Annotated in this window: 21 protein-coding genes; 14 read left to right on the forward strand and 7 right to left on the reverse strand. The window is 71.8% G+C overall.

What is annotated here, in order from left to right; translation table 11 throughout:
- Positions 1-12 precede the first annotated feature (12 nt).
- The gene (gene paaN / locus ACZ499_RS01370) at positions 13-1,686 is read right to left on the reverse strand and encodes a phenylacetic acid degradation protein PaaN (RefSeq protein ID WP_468670955.1); all 1,674 of its coding nucleotides are present in this window, start codon (positions 1,684-1,686) and stop codon (positions 13-15) included.
- 121 nt (positions 1,687-1,807) lie between these two features.
- On the opposite strand from paaN, the gene ACZ499_RS01375 reads away from it, so the two are divergent.
- From ACZ499_RS01375 to ACZ499_RS01385, 3 genes are all read left to right on the forward strand, one after another.
- Positions 1,808-3,334: a 3-hydroxyacyl-CoA dehydrogenase gene (locus ACZ499_RS01375; protein WP_468670956.1), complete on the forward strand. Its 1,527-nt coding sequence runs from the start codon at positions 1,808-1,810 to the stop codon at positions 3,332-3,334.
- On the forward strand, positions 3,331-3,924 hold the full coding sequence (locus ACZ499_RS01380) for a TetR/AcrR family transcriptional regulator (RefSeq protein WP_371653641.1): 594 nt from the start codon (positions 3,331-3,333) through the stop codon (positions 3,922-3,924). The genes ACZ499_RS01375 and ACZ499_RS01380 overlap by 4 nt, the downstream gene beginning before the upstream one ends.
- 95 nt (positions 3,925-4,019) lie before the next feature.
- On the forward strand, positions 4,020-4,751 hold the full coding sequence (locus ACZ499_RS01385) for an alpha/beta hydrolase family protein (RefSeq protein ID WP_468670962.1): 732 nt from the start codon (positions 4,020-4,022) through the stop codon (positions 4,749-4,751).
- 29 nt (positions 4,752-4,780) lie between these two features.
- On the opposite strand, the gene ACZ499_RS01390 is transcribed toward ACZ499_RS01385, so the two are convergent.
- A complete protein-coding gene (locus ACZ499_RS01390; protein ID WP_468670966.1) occupies positions 4,781-5,287 on the reverse strand; it encodes an Lrp/AsnC family transcriptional regulator in 507 nt (168 codons plus the stop codon).
- Positions 5,288-5,462: 175 nt separating this feature from the next.
- Between ACZ499_RS01390 and pdhA (ACZ499_RS01395) the strand changes: the two genes are divergently transcribed.
- The 7 genes from pdhA (ACZ499_RS01395) (at position 5,463) to ACZ499_RS01425 (ending at position 13,480) form a co-directional block, all read left to right on the forward strand.
- Positions 5,463-6,611: a pyruvate dehydrogenase (acetyl-transferring) E1 component subunit alpha gene (gene pdhA / locus ACZ499_RS01395; RefSeq protein ID WP_385541716.1), complete on the forward strand. Its 1,149-nt coding sequence runs from the start codon at positions 5,463-5,465 to the stop codon at positions 6,609-6,611.
- Positions 6,608-7,612, forward strand: a complete 1,005-nt coding sequence (locus ACZ499_RS01400; RefSeq protein ID WP_468670969.1) for an alpha-ketoacid dehydrogenase subunit beta — start codon at positions 6,608-6,610, stop codon at positions 7,610-7,612. The genes pdhA (ACZ499_RS01395) and ACZ499_RS01400 overlap by 4 nt, the downstream gene beginning before the upstream one ends.
- Complete coding sequence (locus ACZ499_RS01405) at positions 7,612-8,940, forward strand: dihydrolipoamide acetyltransferase family protein (protein ID WP_468670971.1); 1,329 nt, start codon at positions 7,612-7,614, stop codon at positions 8,938-8,940. The genes ACZ499_RS01400 and ACZ499_RS01405 overlap by 1 nt, the downstream gene beginning before the upstream one ends.
- A gap of 169 nt (positions 8,941-9,109) precedes the next feature.
- Positions 9,110-9,961: a DUF6457 domain-containing protein gene (locus ACZ499_RS01410; protein ID WP_468670973.1), complete on the forward strand. Its 852-nt coding sequence runs from the start codon at positions 9,110-9,112 to the stop codon at positions 9,959-9,961.
- Entirely contained in the window at positions 9,958-11,301 is a 1,344-nt protein-coding gene (locus ACZ499_RS01415; protein WP_468670976.1) for a molybdopterin molybdotransferase MoeA, read from the forward strand. Before ACZ499_RS01410 ends, ACZ499_RS01415 begins: the two co-directional genes overlap by 4 nt.
- A gap of 111 nt (positions 11,302-11,412) precedes the next feature.
- On the forward strand, positions 11,413-12,492 hold the full coding sequence (locus ACZ499_RS01420; RefSeq protein ID WP_468670979.1) for a potassium channel family protein: 1,080 nt from the start codon (positions 11,413-11,415) through the stop codon (positions 12,490-12,492).
- Between the two features lie 10 nt (positions 12,493-12,502).
- On the forward strand, positions 12,503-13,480 hold the full coding sequence (locus tag ACZ499_RS01425) for an NAD(P)H-quinone oxidoreductase (RefSeq protein ID WP_468670982.1): 978 nt from the start codon (positions 12,503-12,505) through the stop codon (positions 13,478-13,480).
- A 609-nt stretch (positions 13,481-14,089) separates the two neighbouring features.
- On the opposite strand, the gene ACZ499_RS01430 is transcribed toward ACZ499_RS01425, so the two are convergent.
- The 3 genes from ACZ499_RS01430 to ACZ499_RS01440 form a co-directional block, all read right to left on the reverse strand.
- Positions 14,090-14,617, reverse strand: coding sequence for a bacterial proteasome activator family protein (locus tag ACZ499_RS01430; RefSeq protein ID WP_385550144.1), 528 nt, complete (start codon positions 14,615-14,617; stop codon positions 14,090-14,092).
- Positions 14,618-14,705: 88 nt separating this feature from the next.
- Entirely contained in the window at positions 14,706-15,128 is a 423-nt protein-coding gene (locus tag ACZ499_RS01435; protein ID WP_468670987.1) for a hypothetical protein, read from the reverse strand.
- Positions 15,129-15,201: 73 nt separating this feature from the next.
- The gene (locus ACZ499_RS01440; protein WP_468670988.1) at positions 15,202-16,815 is read right to left on the reverse strand and encodes a protein kinase domain-containing protein; all 1,614 of its coding nucleotides are present in this window, start codon (positions 16,813-16,815) and stop codon (positions 15,202-15,204) included.
- 299 nt (positions 16,816-17,114) lie between these two features.
- On the opposite strand from ACZ499_RS01440, the gene ACZ499_RS01445 reads away from it, so the two are divergent.
- Complete coding sequence (locus ACZ499_RS01445; protein ID WP_468670990.1) at positions 17,115-18,860, forward strand: protein kinase domain-containing protein; 1,746 nt, start codon at positions 17,115-17,117, stop codon at positions 18,858-18,860.
- Between the two features lie 19 nt (positions 18,861-18,879).
- On the opposite strand, the gene ACZ499_RS01450 is transcribed toward ACZ499_RS01445, so the two are convergent.
- Together ACZ499_RS01450 and ACZ499_RS01455 are read right to left on the reverse strand one after the other, a co-directional pair.
- Positions 18,880-19,881, reverse strand: coding sequence for a phosphotransferase (locus ACZ499_RS01450; RefSeq protein WP_468670992.1), 1,002 nt, complete (start codon positions 19,879-19,881; stop codon positions 18,880-18,882).
- Positions 19,882-20,272: 391 nt separating this feature from the next.
- Positions 20,273-20,932, reverse strand: a complete 660-nt coding sequence (locus ACZ499_RS01455; protein WP_371653626.1) for a response regulator — start codon at positions 20,930-20,932, stop codon at positions 20,273-20,275.
- Between the two features lie 332 nt (positions 20,933-21,264).
- Here ACZ499_RS01455 and pdhA (ACZ499_RS01460) point away from each other — a divergent pair, with 332 nt between their 5' ends.
- From pdhA (ACZ499_RS01460) to ACZ499_RS01470, 3 genes are read left to right on the forward strand one after another with little or no spacing between them, the layout of a single operon-like run.
- Positions 21,265-22,440 (forward strand): pyruvate dehydrogenase (acetyl-transferring) E1 component subunit alpha, encoded by a 1,176-nt coding sequence (gene pdhA / locus ACZ499_RS01460; RefSeq protein WP_385543581.1) that lies wholly within the window; start codon positions 21,265-21,267, stop codon positions 22,438-22,440.
- Positions 22,441-22,442: 2 nt separating this feature from the next.
- Positions 22,443-23,423, forward strand: coding sequence for an alpha-ketoacid dehydrogenase subunit beta (locus ACZ499_RS01465; protein ID WP_385543584.1), 981 nt, complete (start codon positions 22,443-22,445; stop codon positions 23,421-23,423).
- A 14-nt stretch (positions 23,424-23,437) separates the two neighbouring features.
- A complete protein-coding gene (locus ACZ499_RS01470; protein ID WP_468670996.1) occupies positions 23,438-24,820 on the forward strand; it encodes a dihydrolipoamide acetyltransferase family protein in 1,383 nt (460 codons plus the stop codon).
- The last annotated feature ends 38 nt before the right edge of the window (positions 24,821-24,858 follow it).

Below are 24,858 nucleotides of genomic sequence, written 5' to 3' on the forward strand. Positions count from 1 at the left end.
GGTGCGCGCGCCTCAGGCCTGGCGGCGGATCTCCACCACCCGGAAGCGGTTGGCCACGAACGCGCCGTCGCACAGAGCCGCGTTCGCGGCCGGGTTGCCGCCCGAGCCGTGGAAGTCGGAGAACGCGGCCGTCTGGTTGACGTAGACCCCGCCGGTCAGGTTCAGGGAGAGCTGGGCGGACTCCTCCAGGCAGACGTCCTCGATGGCGCGCTCCACCTCCTGCGACGTCGTGTACGCGCCGACCGTCATGGCGCCCTTGTCGCGGACCGTGCGACGCAGCAGCTCCACCGCGCCGGCCGTGGAGTCGACCGCCACGGCGAACGAGACCGGGCCGAAGCACTCCGAGAGGTACGCCGCCTCCGCGTCCGGCTTGGCGCCGTCCAGCTTGACGATCACGGGGGTGCGCACCACCGCGTGCGGGAAGTCGGGGTTCGCGATCTCCCGTGAGGGCAGGGCGACTTCGCCGAGGCCGGAAGCGGCCTCCAGACGGGTCTTCACGTCGGGGTTGACCAGCGCGCCCAGGATCGCGTTGGCGCGCGCGTCGTCGCCGAGCAGGCCGCCGACCGAGGCGGCGAGGTCGGCCACCACCTCGTCGTAGGACTTGGCTCCCGCGTCCGTGCTGATGCCGTCGCGCGGGATCAGCAGGTTCTGCGGGGTGGTGCACATCTGGCCGCTGTAGAGGGACAGCGAGAAGGCCAGGTTGGAGAGCATGCCCTTGTAGTCGTCGGTGGAGTCCACGACGACCGTGTTGACGCCGGCCTTCTCGGTGTAGACCTGTGCCTGGCGGGCGTTGGCCTCCAGCCAGTCGCCGAAGGCAGTTGACCCCGTGTAGTCGATGATCTTGATTTCGGGGCGGACGGCCAGCGTCTTGGCGATGCCCTCGCCGGGCCGCTCGGCGGCCAGCGCCACCAGGTTCGGGTCGAAGCCCGCCTCCGCCAGGACCGCACGGGCGATCTGGACGGTCAGGGCGAGCGGCAGCACCGCGCGCGGGTGCGGCTTGACCAGGACCGGATTGCCGGTGGCCAGCGAGGCGAACAGGCCCGGGTAGCCGTTCCACGTCGGGAAGGTGTTGCAGCCGATCATCAGCGCGATGCCGCGCGCGGTGGGGACGAAGGTCTTGCTGAGCTCCAGCGGGTCGCGCTTGCCCTGCGGCTTGGACCAGTGCGCCGTGTCCGAGGGGGTGCGGGTCTGCTCCTGGTACGCGTACGCCACCGCTTCGAGGCCGCGGTCCTGGGCGTGCGGGCCGCCCGCCTGGAACGCCATCATGAAGGCCTGGCCGCTGGTGTGCATGACCGCGTGCGCCAGCTCCGGGGTGCGGGCGGAGATGCGGGAGATGATCTCCAGGCACACCAGGGCGCGCGTCTCGGGGCCGGCCTCGCGCCAGGCGCCCATGCCGGCCTTCATCGCGGGCAGCAGCACCTCCAGGTCGGGGTGCGGGTAGGTGATGCCCAACTCTGTCCCGTACGGGGAGACTTCCGCGCCCGTCCAGTCGTCGGTGCCGGGCTGGTCCAGGTCGAGGCGGGTGCCGAGCAGGGCGTCGAAGGCGGCCTTGCCGTCGTTCTCGTACGCCTTGGGGTGCTCGGGGTGGGGCGACCAGTACGCACGCGTGCGGATCGCTTCCAGGGCCTGGTCGAGCGTGGCCCGGTGGGTCTCGGTGAGCTGCTGGGGGCTGAGCTGGGCGGCCATACGGACCCACTCCTCGTCGAGCTGGGCAGGGACGGGCGGACAGAGTTAGAGTAACCGAACGATCGGTCGGGACAAGGGGGTCCGTAGAACCTGTGGACAACTCATCGGGGAGGATCGCGTCATGACCGCCATCGAACAGAGCACCGCCGTCGGGCCGGACCGTGCCGTCGCCGTCGTCGGCACCGGGACCATGGGACAGGGCATCGCCCAGGTGGCCCTGGTGGCCGGGCACCCCGTGCGGCTGTACGACGCCGTCCCCGGCCGGGCGCGCGAGGCCGCGGCGGCCATCGCGGCCCGCCTGGAGCGGCTCGTCGAGAAAGGCCGGATCGCATCGGCCGAGCGTGACGCGGCACTCGCCCGGCTGCACCCGGCCGAGGAGCTGGCCGAGCTCGCGGACGCCGCGCTGGTCGTCGAGGCGGTCCTTGAGCAACTCGACGTCAAGCAGGAGCTGTTCACGGCGATCGAGGAGATCGTCGCCGAGGACTGCCTGCTCGCCACCAACACCTCCTCCCTGTCCGTCACGGCCGTCGCGGGCGCCCTGCGCCACCCGGGCCGCTTCGTCGGGCTGCACTTCTTCAATCCGGCGCCGCTGCTCCCCCTCGTCGAGGTCGTCTCCGGCTTCGCGACCGAGGAGGCGGCCGCCACGCGCGCGTACGAGACGGCGAAGGCGTGGGGCAAGACCCCGGTACGGTGCGCCGACACCCCGGGCTTCCTGGTCAACCGCATCGCCAGGCCCTTCTACGCGGAGGCCTTCTCCGTGTACGAGGAGCGCGGCGCCGACCCCGCCACCATCGACGCCGTGCTGCGCCAGAGCGGCGGCTTCGCCATGGGCCCCTTCGAGCTGACCGACCTCATCGGCCAGGACGTCAACGAGGCCGTGACCCGCTCGGTGTGGGAGTCCTTCTTCCAGAGCCCCAAGTTCACCCCGTCACTGGCCCAGCGCAGGCTGGTCGAATCGGGCCTGCACGGCCGCAAGAGCGGACGCGGCTGGTACACGTACGGCGACGGCGAGGTGCGGCCCGAGCCGCACACCGCCGAGCCCGCCGACGCGCCCGAGGCCGTCACGGTCGTCGGTGACCTCGGTCCGGCTGCCGAGCTCGTCGCGATGATGCGCGAGGCCGGCATCGAGGTGAAGACGGTCGAGTCGGGCGGCCCCTACATCGGGCTGCCGGGCGACGGCCAGCTCGTCCCGGCCGACGGGCGCACCTCCGTCGAGTACGCGGACGTCGTCTACTTCGACCTCGCCCTCGACTACCGGGGCGCCACCCGTATCGCGCTCTCGGCGAGCGAGGACACCTCCACGCGCGCGGTGAGCGAGGCCGTGGGCCTCTTCCAGAAGCTCGGCAAGGAGGTCAGCGTGATCGGGGACGTGCCCGGCATGATCGTCGCCCGTACCGTCGCGATGCTCGCCGACCTCGCCGCCGACGCGGTCGCCCGGGGCGTGGCCACGGCCGAGGACGTCGACACCGCGATGCGCCTGGGCGTCAACTACCCGCTCGGACCCGTCGAGTGGAGCCGCAGGCTCGGCCAGGACTGGGCGTACGACCTGCTGACGGCGATGCACGAGCGCTGCCCCACCGGGCGGTACGCGCCCTCGCTCGCCCTCTACCGGCAGTCGTACAGCAACGGCGAGGAGACCGCCTCATGACCACCGCCAAGCGGGACACGTACACCCCGGAGACCCTGCTCACGGTCGCTGTGCGGGTCTTCAACGAGCGCGGCTACGACGGCACGTCCATGGAGCACCTGTCCAAGGCGGCCGGCATCTCCAAGTCGTCGATCTACCACCATGTGTCGGGCAAGGAAGAGCTGCTGCGACGGGCTGTCAGCCGCGCCATCGACGGCCTGTTCGCCGTCCTGGACGAGCCGGGCGCCACGCGCGGGCGGCCGATCGAGCGGGTCGAGTACGTCACCCGACGTACGGTCGAAGTGCTGATGGCGGAGCTGCCATACGTCACGCTGCTGCTGCGCGTACGCGGCAACACCAAGACCGAGCGCTGGGCGATGGAGCGCCGCCGGGAGTTCGACCAGCGCGTCTCCGACCTGCTCAAGGCCGCGGCGGCCGACGGGGACCTCCGTTCTGACATGGACATACGCCTGGCGACCCGGCTGTTGTTCGGCATGGTCAACTCCCTGGTGGAGTGGTACCGGCCGCAGCGCGACGGGGAGGCGGAGCGCGCCCAGGTCACCGAGGCGATCGTCCACCTGGCCTTCGACGGGCTGCGCACCCACCCCTGACGCGCGCGTGCCGTTGACTCCCCACTGGCTCCAGATCACCATCCACGGTCATGAATGCCGTGCGCACCCGTGTTGCCGCTGTGTCCCTGTGTGCTGTGACGCTGCTCGTGGGAGTGATGGTGTCCGGCTGCGACGGGGGCGGCGACAGCGGGGAGAAACCTTCCGCCAAGCAGAGCGACAGCGCACGCGTGCCCCTCAAGAAGGGCGACGACTTCGGCTGTCTGACGCCCGGGCAGGCCAAGGCGGGATCCGTCGTCTTCAAGGGCACCGACGGCGCGGAGACGGCCGGTTTCTACGCCGGCAAGGGCAACACGGGGATCGTGCTCGCGCACCAGGCGGACGGGAACGTCTGCCAGTGGAAGGACAAGGCCCTGGAGCTGGGCAAGGAGGGCTTCCAGGTGCTCGCCGTCAACTCCACCGGCGACGACGTCGCCGAGGTCGGCGGGGCGGCCGCCCATCTGCGCGCCAAGGGCGCCTGGAAGCTGATCCTGATGGGCGCGTCCAAGGGCGGCACCGCCGTCGTGAAGGCGGCCACGGTGCTGGAGCCGAGGCCCGATGCCGTCGTCTCGCTCTCCGGGCCGACCGAGTACGGCCCGGACGATGCCCTGGCCGCGGCGCCCAAGCTGACCTCGCCCGTGCTCTATATGGCGGGCGCCGAGGACAGCCCCTTCGGTGACGCGGCCGTCCAGCTGAGCAGAGCCAGCACCAAGGCGCCCGAGAACCGGCTCTACGAGCTCAAGGGCGTGTATGAGCACGGCGTCGCGCTGCTGGACGACCCCAAGAACTGGTCCACGGTGCTGGCCTTCCTCAAGAAGTACTGCACCTGAGAGAAGTACGGCGCCTGACGCCGCACCGCCTACGGCGTGCCGGGTCCCGGGTCCAGGTCGGTCTCCTCGAAGACCAGCAGGGTCCGTGTGGACAGCACCTCGGGGATCGACTGGAGCTTGGTCAGGACCAGCTCGCGCAGCGCCCGGTTGTCCGGCGAGTGCACAAGCAGCAGCACGTCGAAGTCGCCGCTGACCAGGGCGATGTGTGCGGCGCCCGGCAGCGCCTGGAGCTGCTCGCGGACCGTGCGCCAAGAGTTCTGCACGATCTTGAGCGTGATGTACGCGGACGCGCCCTGGCCCGCCCTCTCGTGATCCACGCGCGCGGTGAAGCCGCGGATCACCCCGTCGTCGAGCAGACGGTTGATCCGGGCGTAGGCGTTGGCGCGGGACACGTGCACGCGCTCGGCCACGGAGCGTATCGACGCGCGCCCGTCGGTCTGGAGCATGCGCAGGATGTCGCGGTCGACGGCGTCCAGCGGCCGCGCCGCCGTGCCCTGGACGCCCTGGCCCTCGTCGGCCATTTGTTCAGCTGCCATGTCCCCCCGCCTCCCTAGCATGGACGACCTGTCTCTATCCCAGGCTGTGCAGAACCGTTTGTCCACAGGCTCGCGGTGCCTGTAGCCAAAATGCGCTCTCGACCGAACAATCGGTAGGTGAGGCGCATCACACTGTCGTGCCTCCTTCCCGCTCCCCACGAGGAGGTGCTTCGTCATGACGGTCCAAGAGCTGCCCGGTGCCGGTGCCGCCGCCTACCGGCCCACCCCTCCCCCTGCCTGGAGGCCCCGCACCGACCCCGCCCCGCTGCTCCCGGACCCCGAGCCGTACCGCGTGCTCGGCACGGACGCCCCGCTCGACCGCGCCCTGATGCTGCGGCTGTACGCGGAGCTGATCCGCGGCCGGCGGTACAACGCGCAGGCCACCGCCCTCACCAAGCAGGGCCGCCTCGCGGTCTACCCGTCCTCCACCGGCCAGGAGGCATGCGAGGTCGCGGCCGCGCTGGTGCTCCAGGAGCAGGACTGGCTCTTCCCCAGCTACCGGGACACCCTCGCCGCCGTAGCCCGCGGACTCGACCCCGTACAGGCCCTTACCCTGCTGCGCGGCGACTGGCACACCGGATACGACCCGCACGAGCACCGCATCGCGCCCCTGTGCACCCCGCTCGCCACCCAGCTCCCGCACGCGGTGGGCCTGGCGCACGCCGCCCGGCTCAAGGGCGACGACGTGGTGGCGCTCGCCATGGTCGGCGACGGCGGCACCAGCGAGGGCGACTTCCACGAGGCGCTGAACTTCGCGGCCGTCTGGCAGGCCCCGGTCGTCTTCTTCGTGCAGAACAACGGCTTCGCGATCTCGGTGCCGCTGGCCAAGCAGACCGCGGCCCCCTCCCTCGCCCACAAGGCCGTCGGGTACGGGATGCCGGGCCGGCTGGTCGACGGCAACGACGCGGCGGCGGTCCACGAAGTGCTGGCCGACGCCGTCGCGCGCGCCCGCCGTGGCGGGGGCCCCACGCTGATCGAGGCCGTGACGTACCGGATCGAGGCGCACACCAACGCCGACGACGCCACCCGCTACCGGGTGGACGCCGAGGTGGCGGCGTGGCGCGACCACGACCCGATCCAGCTCCTGGAGGCCGAGCTGACCAGCCGCGGATTCCTCGACGACAGCGCGAAGAAGGCCGCGGCCGAGGCCGCGGAGACGATGGCCGCCGAGCTGCGCGAACGGATGAACGCGGACGCGGAGCTCGACCCCATGGACCTCTTCGCGCACGTCTACGCCGAGAAGACGGCACAGCTGCGCGAACAGGAGGCCCAGTTGCGGGCCGAGCTGGCGGCGCACGAGAACGAGGACGAGGGGGAGCGATGACCACGGTCGCGGCGAAGCCCGCCACCATGGCGCAGGCGCTGCAGCGCGCCATGCGCGACGCGATGGCCGAGGACCCCACGGTCCATGTCCTCGGAGAGGACGTGGGCACGCTCGGCGGGGTCTTCCGGATCACCGACGGGCTCGCCAAGGAGTTCGGCGAGGACCGCTGCACCGACACCCCGCTCGCCGAGGCCGGGATCCTCGGCACGGCGGTCGGCATGGCGATGTACGGGCTGCGGCCCGTGGTGGAGATGCAGTTCGACGCGTTCGCCTACCCGGCGTTCGAGCAGCTGATCAGCCATGTCTCCAAGATGCGCAACCGCACGGGCGGCTCCATGGGCATGCCGCTGGTGGTCCGGGTGCCGTACGGGGGCGGGATCGGCGGCGTCGAGCACCACAGCGACTCCTCCGAGGCGTACTACATGGCGACCCCGGGGCTGCACGTGGTGACGCCCGCCACCGTCGAGGACGCGTACGGGCTGCTGCGCGCGGCCATCGCCTCCGACGACCCGGTCGTCTTCCTGGAGCCCAAGCGGCTCTACTGGTCGAAGGCCGAGTGGTCGCCGGACGCGCCCACCGAGGTGGCGCCGATCGGCAAGGCGGTGGTCCGCCGCCCCGGCCGCAGCGCCACGCTGATCACCTACGGCCCCTCCGTCCCGGTCTGCCTGGAGGCGGCGGAGGCGGCCACGGCCGAGGGCTGGGACCTGGAAGTCGTCGACCTGCGCTCTCTCGTGCCCTTCGACGACGAGACGGTGTGCGCCTCCGTGCGGCGTACGGGCCGGGCGGTCGTCGTCCACGAGTCGACCGGCTTCGGCGGCCCCGGCGGCGAGATAGCGGCCCGGGTCACCGAGCGCTGCTTCCACCACCTGGAGGCGCCGGTGCTGCGCGTCGCCGGGTTCGACATCCCGTACCCGCCGCCGATGCTGGAGAAGCACCACCTGCCGGGCGTGGACCGGGTCCTGGACGCGGTGGCTCGGCTGCAGTGGGAGGCGGAGAGCTGATGCCCAAGGTCCTGGAATTCAAGCTGCCGGACCTCGGCGAGGGCCTCACCGAGGCGGAGATCGTGCGCTGGCTGGTGGCGGTGGGCGACGTCGTGGCGATCGACCAGCCGGTGGTCGAGGTCGAGACCGCCAAGGCGATGGTGGAGGTGCCGTGCCCCTACGGGGGCGTGGTGACGGCGCGGTTCGGCGAGGAGGGCACGGAACTGCCCGTCGGCGCGCCCCTGCTGACCGTCGCCGTCGGCGCGCCCGAGGCCGCCGAGGCCGAGTCGTCGGAGTACTCCGGCAATGTGCTGGTCGGCTACGGGACGGGCGAGGCCGTGCGACGGCGGCGCCGGGTGCGCCCGGCGCCGGTGGGCGCACCGCCCGCCACCGTGCCGGTGACGCCGTCCGGGCCCCCGGCGGATGCCGCGCCGGGCCACGCGCCTGTCGCCGCTCCGGCGGCCGGTGGCCCCGTGGCGGTCATCTCGCCCCTCGTACGGAAGCTGGCCCGCGAGAACGGGGTGGACCTGCGTGAGCTGACCGGTTCCGGGCCGGAGGGTCTGATCCTGCGCTGCGACGTGGAGTCGGCGCTTCGGGTGGAGGCCGAACCGGCAGGGACGACGGCCCAGCCCGTTCCGGTGGCGGCCGGTTCCGCCACCGCCGGGACGCGCATACCGCTGCGCGGGATACGGGGCGCGGTCGCCGACAAGCTGGCGCGCAGCCGGACCGAGATCCCGGACGCGACGTGCTGGGTCGACGCGGACGCCACCGAACTCATGGCGGCGCGGGCCGCGATGAACGCGGTGGGCGGCCCGAAGATCTCCGTACTGGCCCTGCTGGCCCGGATCTGCACGGCTGCCCTCGACCGGTATCCCGAGCTCAACTCGACGGTGGACACGGCGGCGCGGGAGATCGTGCGGCTGCCGGCGGTGCACCTGGGCTTCGCCGCCCAGACCGAGCGGGGCCTGGTCGTGCCGGTCGTCCGGGACGCGCAGGCGCGTAGCGCGGCGTCGCTGAGCGAGGAGTTCGCGCGGCTGACCGAGGCGGCCCGGGCGGGGACGCTGACACCCGCCGACCTGACCGGGGGCACCTTCACGCTGAACAACTACGGGGTGTTCGGGGTGGACGGATCCACGCCGATCATCAACCACCCCGAGGCGGCCATGCTCGGAGTGGGCCGGATCATGGCCAAGCCGTGGGTTCACCAGGGCGAGCTGGCGGTGCGTCAGGTCGTCCAGCTGTCGCTGACCTTCGACCACCGGGTGTGCGACGGCGGTACGGCGGGCGGATTCCTGCGGTACGTGGCGGACTGCGTGGAGCAGCCGGCGGTGCTGCTGCGGTCGCTGTAGCCGCGCGGGGGGCAGCGAGGGCTGTAGCCGGGCAGGGGTAGCGGGCTCCGCTACCCCGTGTGCCCGGGCGCGATTCCCCTCGTACCCCGGGGATTCCGCTCGTACCCCGGGGATGCCCCTCGTACCCCGGGCGATGCCCCTCGTATCCCAGGCGGCCCATACTGCTGGGATGACGACCCGCTATGACGCCATCGTGCTCGCCGGAGGGGCCGCGCGGCGGCTCGGCGGGGCGGACAAGCCCGGGGTGCGGGTGGGGGGCAGGGCGCTGCTCGACCGTGTGCTCGGCGCCTGCGCCGGGGCCGGGGTCACCGTGGTGGTCGGGGGGCGCCGGACCACGGCGCGGCCCGTGGTGTGGACGCGGGAGGAGCCGGTCGGCGGCGGGCCCCTCGCCGCGCTCGACGCCGGACTGCGGCTGACCACCGCCCCCTCGGTGCTCGCGCTCTCCGCCGACCTTCCCTTCCTGGGCGAACCCACCGTCACGGGCCTCCTGGACGCGCTCGGCACGGGCGCGCGCGAAGGTGTCCTGTGCGTCGACGAGAGCGGGCGGGCGCAGCCGCTGGTCGCCGTCTACCGGGCCGAGCCGCTCCGCCGTGAGCTCGCCCTCCTCGCAGCCGAGCACGGGGGCCTCGGCGGGCTTCCCCTGCGGCTGCTGACCCGGAAACTCGACCTCGCCCACCTTCCCGCCCCCCAGCCCCTCGCCTCGTTCGACTGCGACACCTGGGAGGACATCGCGGCGGCCCGGGCCCGGATCAGGGAGCATGGGAACGTGCTGGACGAATGGATCACCGCAGTCAAGGACGAACTCGGCATCGACCTGGACGTCGACACCGGCGTGCTGCTCGACCTGGCCAGAGACGCCGCCCACGGCGTGGCCCGGCCCGCCGCGCCGCTCACGACCTTCCTGGTCGGCTACGCGGCCGCCAAGGCGGGCGGGGAGGGCGCCGACGTCGCCGAGGCGGCCCGCAAGGCCGCCGCCCTCGCCAACCGGTGGGCCGCCGAGAAGGACGAGCTCAACCCATGACCGGCGCCGAGCCGTCCGTGTCACCCGTCGACGACGGGGTGGAGGAGGCACTGGCCCTGGTGAATGCTCCCGTCCCCGCCCCCGGCCCCGCACCGGGGTCCCGCCCCCGCCCCCGCCACCGCGCCGCGCCCTGGCACGAAGCCAGGGACACCGCCGTCGCGGCCGGGCGCGCGGCACCCCGCCGCAGCCATCGGGTGCCGCTGGCCGAGGCCCTCGGCGAGACCCTGGCCGCCCCCCTCGCGGCCCTCACCGATCTGCCGTCCTTCGACACCTCCGCCATGGACGGCTGGGTCGTCGCGGGCCCCGGGCCCTGGCGGATCCGGGGCGCGGCCGAGGGGATCCTCGCCGGGCGCGCCGCATCCGCGCCCCTCGTGGACGGCGAGGCCGTACGGATCGCCACCGGCGCGCGCATCCCCGCCGAGGCGACCGCCGTCATCCGCAGCGAGCACGCCCGCACGGACGCGGCCAAGACGCTGCTCCACGCGGAGCGGGAGGTCGTCACCGGGCAGGACATCCGTCCGCGCGGGCAGGAGTGCCGCTCCGGCGACCAGCTGCTGCCCGCGTCCACGCTGGTCACCCCGGCGGTCCTGGGGCTGGCGGCGGCCGCCGGGTACGACGGGCTGAGCACCGTGCCACGGCCCCGCGTCGAGATCTTCGTCCTCGGCGACGAACTGCTGGCCGAGGGGCTGCCGCGCGACGGGCTGATCCGGGACGCGCTCGGCCCGATGCTGGGGCCCTGGCTGCGCATGCTCGGCGCGGACGCCGTCGCCACGCGGCGGCTCAAGGACGACGCCGACATGCTGCTCGCGGCCGTCACCGGGTCGGAGGCCGACCTGGTGATGACGACCGGCGGGACGGCGGCCGGGCCCGTCGACCATGTGCACCCCGTGCTGCGGGCTATGGGGGCCGAGCTGCTGGTGGACGGGGTCGCCGTCCGCCCCGGGCATCCGATGCTGCTGGCCCGGATCGCCGCCGGGAAGCACCTGGTGGGGCTGCCGGGCAACCCGCTCGCGGCCGTCTCGGCGCTGCTCACGCTCGCCGAACCCCTGTTGCGGGAGCTCGCGGGGCGCGCGGGCGGTGCCGCGTCCACCGGCCCGTACACCGCCGCGCTGCGCGACGAAGTCCACGGGCATCAGTACGACACCCGGCTCGTGCCCGTGGTGCACCGGGCCGACCGGATCGTGCCGCTGCACTACAACGGCCCGGCGATGCTCCGGGGGATCGCGGCGGCGGACGGGCTGGCGGTCGTACCGCCCGGCGGGGCGCGGGCCGGTCAGGAGGTCGAGGTCCTGGACCTGCCGTGGGGGCAACTGGGGGCGGGTGAAGGGTGTTTCACGTGAAACACCCCGCTTCTCTCGCCCGGCCCCTCAACTCCTGCACTCCCGAACGGTGTTTCACGTGAAACATCCCGCCCTACTCCTCAACTCCTGCACCACTGAACGGTGTTTCACGTGAAACTGCCCGGCCAAGACGCGATCGCCCGGCAGGCCGGCGAGAATCTGGTCACCCGGCGGGTGAAGTTGCCGCGCCGGGTGGTCGACCGGCCGCTGCGGCAGGTCGGCAAGCGGATCCTGATGGCGCTCAGCGTGCTGGTGCTGACCACGTTCATCGTGTGGATCGACCGTGCCGGCTACCACGACAACGCCGACGGCGGCGTTGACCTGCTGGACGCCGCCTACTACGCCACCGTCACGCTCTCCACGACGGGTTACGGCGACATCGTTCCGTACAGCGACAGTGCCAGGCTCACCAACATCCTGCTGGTGACACCGATGCGCGTGCTCTTTCTGATCATCCTGGTCGGTACGACTCTCGAGGTCCTCACGGAGCGGACCCGGGAGGAGTGGCGGCTCAACCGCTGGAAGGCGAACTTGCGAGACCACACCGTTGTCGTCGGCTTCGGGACGAAGGGCCGTTCGGCGATCCAGACGCTGTGTGCGACCGGGCTGAAGAAGGAGCAGGTCGTGGTCGTCGACCCGAGCGCGAAGGTGGTCGAGACCGCCAACGCGGAGGGGTTTGTCGGGGTCATCGGGGACGCGACGCGCAGTGATGTGCTGCTCCGCGCCGAGGTGCAGAAGGCCCGTCAGATCGTGATCGCCACCCAGCGCGACGACACGGCGGTGCTGGTCACGCTGACGGCACGCCAGCTCAACCGGGGGGCGAAGATCGTCGCGGCGGTGCGGGAGGAGGAGAACGCGCCGCTGTTGCGGCAGTCCGGGGCGGATGCGGTGATCACCAGCGCGAGCGCGGCCGGGCGGCTGCTCGGGCTGTCCGTGCTCAGCCCGAGCGCCGGAACGGTGATGGAGGACCTGATCCAGCAGGGCAGCGGGCTCGACCTCGTCGAACGGCCGGTGAAGAAGAGCGAGGTGGGGCGGGGGGTCCGGGAGACCGAGGACCTCACGGTCAGTGTGCTGCGCGGCCACCGGCTGCTGGCGTACGACGACGCACGGGCCAGCCCGCTCCAGCTGACGGACCGGCTGATCACGATCGTACGGGCGGGCGGGGCGGCCTCGGAGGGCGCGGCGGAGTAGCGTCGGCCGCATGCATGCGATCACGATTCCTGAGCCGGGTGGTCCCGAAGCGCTGGTCTGGGCCGAGGTGCCCGATCCGGTGGCGGGCGAGGGCGAGGTCCTCGTCGAGGTGGCGGCGGCGGCCGTCAACCGTGCGGATGTGCTGCAGCGGCAGGGGCACTATGAGCCGCCGCCGGGAGCCTCGCCGTATCCGGGCCTTGAATGCTCCGGGCGGATCGTCGCACTGGGGACCGGGGTGTCCGGGTGGTCCGTGGGCGACGAGGTGTGCGCGCTGCTCAGCGGTGGCGGGTACGCGGAGAAGGTGGCGGTGCCGGTGGGGCAGTTGCTGCCGGTGCCGGAAGGGGTGGAGCTGACGGTCGCGGCGTCGCTGCCGGAGGCCGTCTCGACGGTGTGGTCCAACGTGTTCATGGTTTCCCATCTGCGGCCCGGCGAGACGCTGTTGGCGCACGGGGGTGCGAGCGGGATCGGCACGATGGCGATCCAGCTGGCCAAGGCGGTCGGGGCGCGGGTCGCCGTCACGGCGGGTGGGCCCGCGAAGCTGGCGCGGTGCGCGGAGCTGGGCGCGGACGTGCTGATCGACTACCGCGAGCAGGACTTCGTGGAGGAGCTCCGTAAGGCGACGGACGGGGCGGGGGCGGACGTCATCCTCGACATCATGGGCGCGAAGTATCTCGACCGGAACGTACGGGCGTTGGCGGTCAACGGGCGGTTGGCCGTCATCGGGTTGCAGGGCGGGGTGAAGGGTGAGCTCAACCTCGGGGCGCTGATGGCGAAGCGGGCGGCGGTGACGGCGACGACCCTGCGGGGGCGGCCGGAGGTGGAGAAGGCGGCGATCGTGGCGGCGGTTCGGGAGCATGTGTGGCCGCTGGTTGCTGCGGGGCGGGTGCGGCCGGTTGTGGACCGGGTGTTGGGGATGAGCTCCGCGGCGGAGGGACATCGGGTGTTGGAGGCAGGGGAGCACGTGGGGAAGGTTCTGCTGGTGGTTTGAGCCCCTCCCGGCCCCTCCCGCTGAGACATTTGCGGCTAGGTCGCGTGGCCTCCGGGGGTGGGCGGGGGTGGGGGAAGGGGGTTTCCCGGGGACTCCGTCGCCGGGCCCCTGGGCGGGGGCTCCGCCCCCTGCACCCCTGGCGGGGCCTGCGGCCCCTGCACCCCTGGCGGGGCCTGCGGCCCCTGCACCCCGCTTCGGGGCTGCGCCCCGGACCCCGCGGGTTGGGCCTCGGCTCCTGCTCGGGTGGGTGGGCTGCTGCGGTCAGGCCCGACGGGCGGCCGGGCTGGTGAGGGCCGTTGTCCTCGGGCCCTTACGGGGCTGCGCCCCGGACCCCGCGAGGTTGGGCCTCGGCCTCTTCTCGGGTGGGTGGGCTGCTGCGGTCAGGCTCCGACGGGCGGGCGGGTTGCTGGGGCTCGGCCCCGACGGGCGGGCGGGCTGGTGAGGGCCGTTGGCCTCGGGCCCTTACGGGGCTGCGCCCCGCCAGCTCGTCTGCGTGCTGTGTGTGGCTGGTTGTGCAATTCGCCGCGCCCCTGAGGGGTACCCCGCCTGCGCAGGTGGCGTGGGGCTGCCCCCCGGCCCATCAGGCCACGCGGCAGCCCCGCCGCACTCCTACAAGTACGGCCCCGACCGCAGCCCCGGCCCGTCCTCGTCGTCGTGCGAGGTGCCGGGCGGGAGGGCTCGGCGCATTTGTTCCAGCTGGGCCCGGGCTGCCATCTGCTGGGCGAACAGGGCCGTCTGGATGCCGTGGAAGAGGCCTTCCAGCCAGCCCACCAACTGCGCCTGGGCGATGCGCAGTTCCGCTTCGGAGGGGATCGCCTCGTCCGTGAAGGGGAGCGAGAGGCGTTCCAGCTCCTCGACCAGCTCCGGGGCCAGGCCGTCCTCAAGCTCCTTGACCGAGGAGGCGTGGATGTCCTTCAGGCGTACGCGGCTCGCCTCGTCCAGAGGAGCCGCGCGCACTTCTTCCAGAAGTTGCTTGATCATGCTGCCGATGCGCATGACCTTCGCTGGCTGTTCGACCATCTCCGTCACCGGGACCTCGCGCGACTCGTCGTCACCGCCGCCGATGGCCATGCCGTCCTGTCCGACTACCAGGATGTGGGGGCTGTCCGGCGACTGTTCGTTCCTCGGCATCTCCATGCCGCCCATTCTCTCGCACACGTGCCTCACATCACGTTGTGCCCCCGGAGAGAGGTGATCCACCCATTGGAGGCGAGGGAAATGCGCGTCAGGGGCGGCGTAGGCGCAGGGCCAGGAAACCCAGGCCCAGGCCCGTCAGGGTCAGGCCCGCCCCCATCGACAGGACATGGACCCGTAGGTCCGACGTGGTGGACAGACGGGACGGCTGGCTCTTGCGGGCCACCGCCGGCTCGGCGCTCGGGGGTGGCGGTGTAGGCGACAGGAACGCGTCGGCGATCGGCTGCGCCGACTCGTCCGGTACGTACGGGAGGGTCTGCGGCGGGCGTCCCGGCCTGGCCCGGCCCTCCCCGGCCCGGTTGCCCGCGAACCGCTGGTCCAGGGGGGAGGGCGCGGCGGGCGGCGCCGGGTCCTCGGCGTACGCGGGTATGCCGGGCGGGGTCACGAGCAGCAGGACCGCCAGTGCGGCGCCCACGCCGAGTGTCCGGAGCCGTGTCCGGAGCCCTGAAGCCATGGGGTCAGCGTCACATGACTCGACAAACCGGGCATCCCGGGTGCGTCACCCGGGTGCCCCGAGCCCGCGCCCCCTACTGCTGCGGCGGGTTGCCCGACGACAGCGTCAGCGTGAACTGGGCCGTCTTGGGGTCGACATCGACGCCCGACGCCGGGAACTGCGTCACCACGACGTCCTGGCCCCACTGGCCGTCGTCCACGGTCTCGGTGTTGACCTTCCAGCCCGCCGCCTGGATGCACGACTTCACCGAAAGGATGTCCTTGTAGGTGAAGTCCGGCGCCTGGACCTTCGACGGGTCCAGCGACGACTTCGAGGGGCTGGTGCACTTGGTGGTTTCCAGCGTGCGGCTGCGCTCGGGGCCCTTGTGGCCCGCGACGTTCTCGCCGGAGGCCTTCTTGTCGCCGCCGGAGTCCGAGTCGCCGCCGTTGTTCAGCATCAGCGCCGTGACCAGGCCGCCGACCGCGAGGACCGCCACCGCGATCGCGCCGACGATGACGGGGGTGTTCTTCTTCGAAGAAGAACCACCGGCCGGGGCGCTCGGGGAGATCGTGTACGGCGGCGGGGTGTGCTGCACGGGCATCGGTGCCTGCGGCTGCATCTGCTGCTGCGGGTAGCCGTACGAGGGCTGCGGGTGGGGCGTGGGGGCCGGCGTCGGCGGGCCGTACGGGCTCGTCTGGTACGGGGTCTGGACGCTGCCCTGGTAGCCCTGCTGGGCCGAGGAGTCCAGCGGCGGGAAGACCGTCGAGCCGACGCCCTGGCCGCTGGAGACCGGGCCGCCGCCGGTGATCACCGGGGCCGCGCCGGTCTGGCCGCTGGCGGAGATACGGGCGATCTCGTCGCGCATCGCGGCGGCGCTCGGGAAGCGCTCGTTCGGGTTCTTCTTCAGCGCGCGGGCCACCAGCGCGTCCACGGCCGGCGGGATGGAGCGGTTGACCGAGGAGGGCGCGACCGGCTCCTCCTGGACGTGTGCGTACGCGATGGCCAGCGGCGAGTCGGCGTCGAACGGGATCCGGCCGGTGAGCAGCTGGAAGAGCATGATGCCGACCGAGTACAGGTCGGAGCGGGCATCCACGCCACGGCCCAGCGCCTGTTCGGGCGAGAGGTACTGCGGGGTGCCGACGACCATGCCGGTCTGGGTCATCGAGGTGACGCCGGACTGCATGGCGCGCGCGATGCCGAAGTCCATGACCTTGACCACACCGCGCTTGGTCACCATCACGTTGCCGGGCTTGATGTCGCGGTGGACCAGGCCCATCTCGTGGCTGACCTCAAGGGCTGCCAGTACGTCGGCGGTCATCTTGAGGGCCTTGTCGGCGGGCATCGCGCCGTACTGCTGGATGTCGGTGTGCAGCACCGAGCCGAGCGGCTGGCCCTCCACGTACTCCATGACGATGTACGGCATCATCGCGCCGCCCAGCTCGTCCTCACCGGTGTCGAAGACCGAGACGATGTTGGTGTGCTGGAGCTTGGCGACGGCCTGGGCCTCGCGGCGGAAGCGCTCGCGGAACGACTGTTCCCGGCCGAGTTCGGTGTGCAGGGTCTTGATGGCCACCTGGCGGTCCAGCGCGGCGTCGTACGCCAGGTAGACGGAGGCCATGCCGCCTTCGCCGAGGAGGTCGCGCAGCTGGTAGCGCCCGCCCGCGATGGAGCCGCCCGCATAGCGGCCCTGTGCGCCGTCCTGGCTCATGACTGTGCATCCCCCCGTGGCGCGACGGCCAGTGATGATCCTCGAATTTTTCAGGCCAAGTCTGCCGGAGGGGCCTGACACGTCAAGCCGGGTGCCCGTTCCGTGACCGTACGCGCAAGAAGCGTCTCGTAAGCGTTACAGGAATCGCATGGAATTTGCATGGGTACACGCGGAACCGATTGGATGGCCGGTCCATCCCGAACCGGCGGCCTGTACGAACGCTGTAGCGTGCACTACTGCACAACCGTAAGACCGTAAGGAACCACCGCTGACGCGGCCAGACACGACGGCGAGGACTGATGGCACCCGAACCCGAGGGAAACGGCGCCGGGATGCCCGATGCGCAGGACCACGAGTCGTGGGTCGGCGGACTCGTCGGTGACGGCCGCTACCGGATGACGCACCGGCTCGGCCGGGGCGGCATGGCGGAGGTCTTCGCGGCCGAGGACGTACGTCTGGGCCGTACCGTCGCGGTGAAGCTGCTCCGTCCCGATCTCGCCGAGGACCCGGTCTCCAAGGCCCGCTTCACGCGCGAGGCGCAGTCGGTGGCCGGGCTCAACCACCATGCGGTGGTGGCGGTGTACGACTCGGGCGAGGACACGGTGGGCGGCCAGACCCTCCCCTACATCGTGATGGAGCTGGTCGAGGGCCGCACCATCCGTGACCTGCTGGTCCAGGCGGACGCACCGCCGCCGGAGCAGGCGCTGATCATCGTCTCCGGCGTCCTTGAGGCGCTGGCGTATTCGCACCAGCACGGCATCGTGCACCGCGACATCAAGCCCGCCAACGTGATCATCACGCACACCGGCGCGGTGAAGGTGATGGACTTCGGCATCGCCCGCGCCCTGCACGGCGCGCAGTCGACGATGACGCAGACCGGCATGGTCATGGGCACGCCGCAGTACCTCTCGCCGGAGCAGGCGCTCGGCAAGGCCGTCGACCACCGCTCGGACCTGTACGCGACGGGCTGCCTGCTGTACGAACTGCTCGCGCTGCGGCCGCCCTTCACCGGCGAGACACCGTTGTCAGTGGTGTACCAGCACGTCCAGGACACCCCGGTTCCGCCGTCGCACGTAGCCGATGTGGCGCCGCCGGAACTCGACGGGCTCGTCATGCGTTCTCTCGCCAAGGACCCGGACGACCGTTTCCAGTCCGCCGAGGAGATGCGCGGCCTGGTCCAGTACGGATTGCAGATGCTCCAGGCGCAGGGCAGCCACACCGGCACCTGGAACACCGGTCCGGTCGAGCTCATGCACGAGGGCGCCCGCACCCCCGCCATGGGCATGACCGCGCCGACCTCCGCCATGGGCCACCCCGTGCACGGGGATACCTCGCAGTTCCGCGGTCCGATCCTGCCGCCGATGAACCCGGACGACGGCGGGTACGACGGGGGTTACGGCTCGGGCGGCTACAACAACGGTGGCTACAACGGCAACGGCCGCCGCTCCAGCGGCCGGGGCAAGGTCGTCCTGTTCGTGGTGTTCGCGATCATCGCGATCGCGGCGGGCGTGGCGTTCGCGATCAACGCGGCGAACAAGAAGGACGGCGGCCATACGCCGAAGAAGCCGGCGATCTCCAACTCCCCGTCGCCGTCCGACGAGTCGAAGACCTCGCCGAGCCCCGACGACCAGGCCAGCCGCGGCCAGGACCAGACGTCGACGACCGGCGGCAACTACCCGCCGCCGTACTCGCCGTCGCCCAAGCACAGCAAGAAGCGCTCGCCGTCGCCGGGCACCAACCAGGGCACGACGGCCGGCACGAACCAGGGCACGACCTCGGGCACCGACCAGGGGACGACGGCCGGTACGGACGAGGGCACGACGGCCGGTACGGACGAGGGCACGACGACGGGCACGACGGCCGGTACGGACCAGGGCACGACGGCCGGTACGGACCAGGGCACGACTGCGGGTACCAACGCGGGGACGAACCAGGGCACCACCACCGGTACGACCGCGGGTACCAACGCGGGGACGAACCAGGGCACCACTACCGGTACGACCGCAGGTCAGAGCGCCGGCGGCAGCACACCCAAGACGCCCTGAGGCGCCCGGCGTTCGTGCCTCACCCCGCGAACGCCTCGCACACCGCCTCGTATTCGCGGGTCCACCAGACCGCCAGGGCCGACGCCGCAGGGAACTGCGGGTCGGCCCTTCGGTCTTGGAGCTGGTAGCGCCAGCGCAGGATCCAGAAGTCGTTGAGCCGCTCCCACCACACGCGGTGGACGGCGGCGGCGAGCTCCGCCGGGTCCGCGCCGGTGGCTCCCCGGTACGCGCGGGCGTACGCGCGCACCTTGTCCAGCTCCAGCTCCCCGGCCGGGCGTACGAAGAAGATCACGGCGGCCCGTACCGCCTCCTCCGCGCGGGGCTGGACCCCGAGGCGGTCCCAGTCGACGATCGCGGCGTGCTCCTTGCCGCGGTAGAGCAGGTTCAGCGGATGGAAGTCGCCGTGCACCCAGCCGCCGGCGTTCTGCGGGGGCGGGCGGCGGTGCGCGTGCTGCTCGATGAGGTGGCGGCGCTCGCGCAGCCGGTGTTCGGCGAGCTCGTCGAAGGAGTCGCGGGGGCGGCGCCGGCGGGCGCGGGCGAGCAGGTCGTCGATGAGGGCGAAGGTGTCGGCGGGGTCGGCGCTGAGGTGGTCGGCGTGCTCGTCCCGTCCCTCCATCACCTCCTCCAGGCAGATGTGGACGAGGCCGAGCAGCGCGCCGAGCCGCCGCGAGCCGGCGGCGCTGAGCTGGGCGCCGTCGCGGTGGCGGCCGTGGACCCATGGGTGCAGGGCGTAGCAGCGGCCGCCGAGGACGGTGACGGTGTCGCCGTCGGAGTCCGGTACGGGGGGCGCGACGGGCACGCCGAGCGCCTGGAGGCGGCGGGTGGCGTCGTGCTGGCGGGCGATGGCCTCGCGGTCGCCGTCGAGGTGGTGCTTGAGGAAGAACTCGCCGCGGGTGGTGGCGAGGCGGTAACCGCGGTTGAGGAGGCCCTGGGCGACGGGTTCGCAGGTGAGCGGCTCGCCCAGCGAGGCGAATCGGCGAAGCAGGTCCCTCACGGGCGGGGTTGCATATGAGCGCGGCACGCGCCAGATGTTAGATCACGCGGCGTGGCGCAGGTGTGGCTCTGTGGAATAGTCCAGGGAGTGGACGGTTGCGAACTGGAGTTCGACCCGCAGAAGGGCGGGCTCGAAGGGCTCGCCGTCCACGCGGTGGGGGGGGCTGGGCCGAGGAGTTCGGGCTCGTCGGGGGCGGGAGCGCGGCCCCGGAGGGGGCAGGGGAGGCGGAGCCGCCGTAAGCGGCGCGCGGAGGCCGCAGGCCCCGTAATCGGGGTGCCGGTGCTGAGCCCCGCCAGGGGTGCAGGGGGCGGAGCCCCCGTGGACGGGGGCCGGGGGCGTAGCCCCGGGGAGGCCACCTCAACCATCCACCCACCCCCCGGGGGGTTGAGGGAACGGGTGGGGTGGGGGACTCCTGGGGCTAATGGCGTTCGGCCTGGATTCTTGCCACATACGCCGCCGCCTGTGACCGCCGCTCCATCCCCAGCTTCGACAGCAGCGACGAGACATAGTTCTTGATCGTTTTCTCCGCCAGGTGCAGGCGTTCGCCGATCACCCGGTTCGTGAGGCCCTCGCCGATCAGGTCGAGGATCTTGCGTTCCTGCTCGGTGAGGTTGGCCAGACGGTCGTCGCGCTTGGCCGTGCCGCCGTCGCGCAGGCGCTCAAGGACCCGGGCCGTGGCGACCGGGTCGAGCAGGGACTTGCCCGCCGCCACGTCCCGTACCGCCGAGAGCAGTTCGCTGCCCCGGATCGCCTTCAGGACATATCCGGACGCACCCGCCATGATCGCATCGAAGAGGGCTTCGTCATCCGCGAACGAGGTCAGCATCAGGCATTTGATGTCCTCGTTCTGGGAGCGGATCTCGCGGCAGACCTCCACGCCGCTCCCGTCCGGCAGCCGGACGTCGAGCACAGCCACGTCCGGACGCGTCGCAGGGATCCTGACCAGGGCATCCGCCGCGGTGCCGGCCTCGCCGACCACCTCGATGTCCTCCTCGACGGAGAGCATTTCGTGGACGCCGCGGCGGACCACTTCGTGGTCGTCGAGCAGGAATACGGTGATTTTGCCTGGTTCGCGCACGGAGGCAGTCTCACACATTCGCTCTTCCCGTGTCGCAGGTGACCGGGATAACGTGCCGTTGTTCCGGCGGCCTGCAAGGCTGTGACCAGTGGTTGTTCCCGACTTTCTCGATTTACTTGGAAATCCAAGCAAAATCGCAGGTCAAATGGGGTTTCGCAGTAATGCGCAGCACTGGGTAACGTGCCTATGACAGGGCGCTCGCCGGGGCACCTGTCACGCCTGGTTCCCGGTGAGGCGCACCCACCCCCGTGCACCGCGACCGGAAGCAGGCGAGGAGCCGCAACTGGCCACACCGGCGAACCCGGGGGCCGGACAGACGGAGGAGCACGCACGTGACCGTGGAGAGCACTGCCGCGCGCAAACCGCGACGCAGCAGCAAGCGCACCGGTAGCAGCGCCGGGAAGGCTGTCGCCGAACCCCAGCTCGTACAGCTGCTGACGCCCGAGGGCCAGCGGGTCGAGCACCCTGACTACGACGTTGACCTGACCCCCGAAGAGCTGCGCGGGCTCTACCGCGACATGGTGCTGACCCGGCGCTTCGACGCCGAGGCCACCGCACTGCAGCGCCAGGGAGAGCTGGGCCTGTGGGCCTCGCTGCTCGGCCAGGAGGCCGCCCAGATCGGCTCCGGCCGCGCTCTGCGCGACGACGACTATGTGTTCCCGACCTATCGCGAGCACGGTGTCGCCTGGTGCCGGGGGGTCAACCCCACCAACCTCCTCGGGATGTTCCGTGGTGTGAACCACGGCGGCTGGGACCCCAACAGCAACAATTTCCACCTGTACACGATCGTGATCGGCTCGCAGACGCTGCACGCGACCGGTTACGCCATGGGTGTGGCCAAGGACGGCGCGGACTCGGCCGTGATCGCGTACTTCGGCGACGGCGCCTCCAGCCAGGGCGATGTCGCGGAGTCGTTCACCTTCTCCGCCGTCTACAACGCCCCGGTCGTGTTCTTCTGCCAGAACAACCAGTGGGCGATCTCGGAGCCGACCGAGAAGCAGACCCGGGTGCCGCTCTACCAGCGCGCCCAGGGCTACGGCTTCCCCGGCATCCGGGTCGACGGCAACGACGTGCTGGCCTGTCTGGCCGTGACCCGGTCCGCCCTGGAGCGGGCCCGGCGCGGCGAGGGGCCGACCCTGGTCGAGGCGTTCACGTACCGGATGGGCGCGCACACCACCTCCGACGACCCGACCAAGTACCGGGCCGACGAGGAGCGCGAGGCGTGGGAGGCCAAGGACCCGATCCTGCGGCTGAAGACGTACCTGGAGAACGAGGGGCACGCCGACGAGGCGTTCTTCACCTCCCTCGAAGAGGAGTCCGAGACGCTCGGCAAGCAGGTCCGCGAGGCGGTCCGCGCCATGCCCGACCCGGACCGGATGGCCATCTTCGAGAACATCTACGCCGACGGGCACGCGCTCGTCGACGAGGAGCGGGCCCAGTTCGCGGCCTACCAGGCGTCGTTCGCGACTGAGTCCGATGGCGGCTTCGCCGCGGGGGAGGGCAAGTAGCCATGACCGTACAGAAGCTTCCCATCGCGAAGGCGATCAACGAGTCGCTGCGCAAGGCGATGGAGAACGACCCCAAGGTCCTGATCATGGGTGAGGACGTCGGCAAGCTCGGCGGCGTCTTCCGGGTCACCGACGGGCTCCAGAAGGACTTCGGCGAGGGCCGGGTCATCGACACCCCGCTCGCCGAGTCGGGCATCGTCGGCACCGCGATCGGCCTGGCCCTGCGCGGCTACCGCCCGGTCGTGGAGATCCAGTTCGACGGCTTCGTCTTCCCGGCGTACGACCAGATCGTCACCCAGCTCGCGAAGATGCACGCCCGCGCGCTCGGAAAGATCAAGCTGCCGGTCGTCATCCGCATCCCCTACGGCGGCGGCATCGGCGCGGTCGAGCACCACAGCGAGTCCCCGGAGGCGCTCTTCGCGCACATCCCCGGCCTCAAGGTGGTCTCGCCCTCCAACGCCTCCGACGCGTACTGGATGATGCAGCAGGCCATCCAGTCCGACGACCCCATCATCTACTTCGAGCCCAAGCGGCGGTACTGGGACAAGAGCGAGGTCGACACCGAGGCCATCCCCGGTCCGCTGCACAAGGCTCGTACGGTCGTGGCCGGTTCGGACCTGACGCTGGTGGCGTACGGTCCGATGGTGAAGGTCTGCGTGGAGGCCGCCGCGGCCGCCGCCGAGGAGGGCAAGTCGATCGAGGTCCTGGACCTGCGCTCGATGTCCCCGATCGACTTCGACGCGGTCCAGGCGTCGGTGGAGAAGACGCGCCATCTGGTGGTCGTCCACGAGGCGCCGGTGTTCTACGGCGCGGGCGCGGAGATCGCCGCGCGGATCACCGAGCGCAGCTTCTACCACCTGGAGGCACCGGTGCTCAGGGTCGGCGGCTATCACGCCCCGTACCCGCCGGCGCGCCTGGAGGAGGAGTACCTGCCGGGTCTGGACCGGGTGCTCGACGCCGTCGACCGCTCGCTGGCGTACTGAGGAGTCCCGTGACCATGACTGAAACTTCTGCCCGCTTCCGCGAGTTCAAGATGCCGGACGTCGGCGAGGGGCTCACCGAGGCGGAGATCCTCAAGTGGTACGTCCAGCCCGGCGACACGGTCACCGACGGCCAGGTCGTCTGCGAGGTGGAGACGGCGAAGGCGGCCGTCGAGCTGCCGATCCCGTTCGACGGGGTGGTGCACGAGCTGCGCTTCCCCGAGGGCACGACGGTGGACGTCGGCGAGGTGATCATCTCGGTGGACGTGGCCCCGGGCTCCGGTGAGCCGGCCGCCGAGGCCGCCGCCCCCGTCCAGGCACCGGTCGCCGAGGCCCCGGCCGCCGAGGAGCCTGAGGCGCCCAAGGGCCGCCAGCCGGTCCTCGTCGGCTACGGGGTCGCGGAGTCCTCCACCAAGCGCCGCCCGCGCAAGGGGGCTTCGGTCCCCGAGCAGGCCGTGGCCGTGCCGGCCGAGCTGAACGGCCACGGCGCCGCCCCGGCCGCCCGGCCGCTGGCGAAGCCGCCGGTCCGCAAGCTGGCCAAGGACCTGGGCATCGACCTGGCGAGCGTGGTCCCGACCGGCCCGGACGGCGTCATCACCCGCGACGACGTCCACGCGGCGGCGGCCCCGGTGGCAGAACCGGCCCCTGTTTCACGTGAAACAACCCCCGCGCCCGTCGCGGCCGCTGTCTCCACGGACGCGCGCGAGACCCGTATCCCCGTCAAGGGCGTACGGAAGGCGACCGCGCAGGCGATGATCGGCTCGGCGTTCACGGCGCCGCACGTCACCGAGTTCGTGACGGTGGACGTGACGCGCACGATGAAGCTGGTCGAGGAGCTGAAGGGCGACAAGGAGATGGCGGGGCTGCGGGTCAACCCGCTCCTGCTCATCGCCAAGGCCCTGCTCGTCGCGATCAAGCGCAACCCCGACGTCAACGCGTCGTGGGACGAGGCGGCGCAGGAGATCGTCCTCAAGCACTATGTGAACCTGGGCATCGCGGCCGCCACCCCGCGCGGTCTGATCGTCCCGAACATCAAGGACGCGCACGACAAGACGCTGCCGCAACTGGCTTCGTCCCTGGGCGACTTGGTGTCGACGGCCCGCGAGGGCAAGACGTCTCCGGCGGCGATGCAGGGCGGCACGGTCACCATCACCAATGTGGGCGTGTTCGGCATCGACACGGGGACCCCGATCCTGAACCCGGGCGAGTCCGCGATCCTCGCGGTCGGTGCGATAAAGCTCCAGCCGTGGGTCCACAAGGGCAAGGTGAAGCCCCGCCAGGTCACCACGCTGGCGCTGTCCTTCGACCACCGCCTGGTCGACGGCGAGCTGGGCTCCAAGGTCCTGGCCGATGTGGCGGCGGTCCTGGAGCAGCCCAAGCGGCTGATCACCTGGGCGTAAGCGCGTGTCAGTGCCCCCGGACGCCGGTGCGTCCGGGG

Source organism: Streptomyces sp. NPDC031265 (assembly GCF_055570295.1).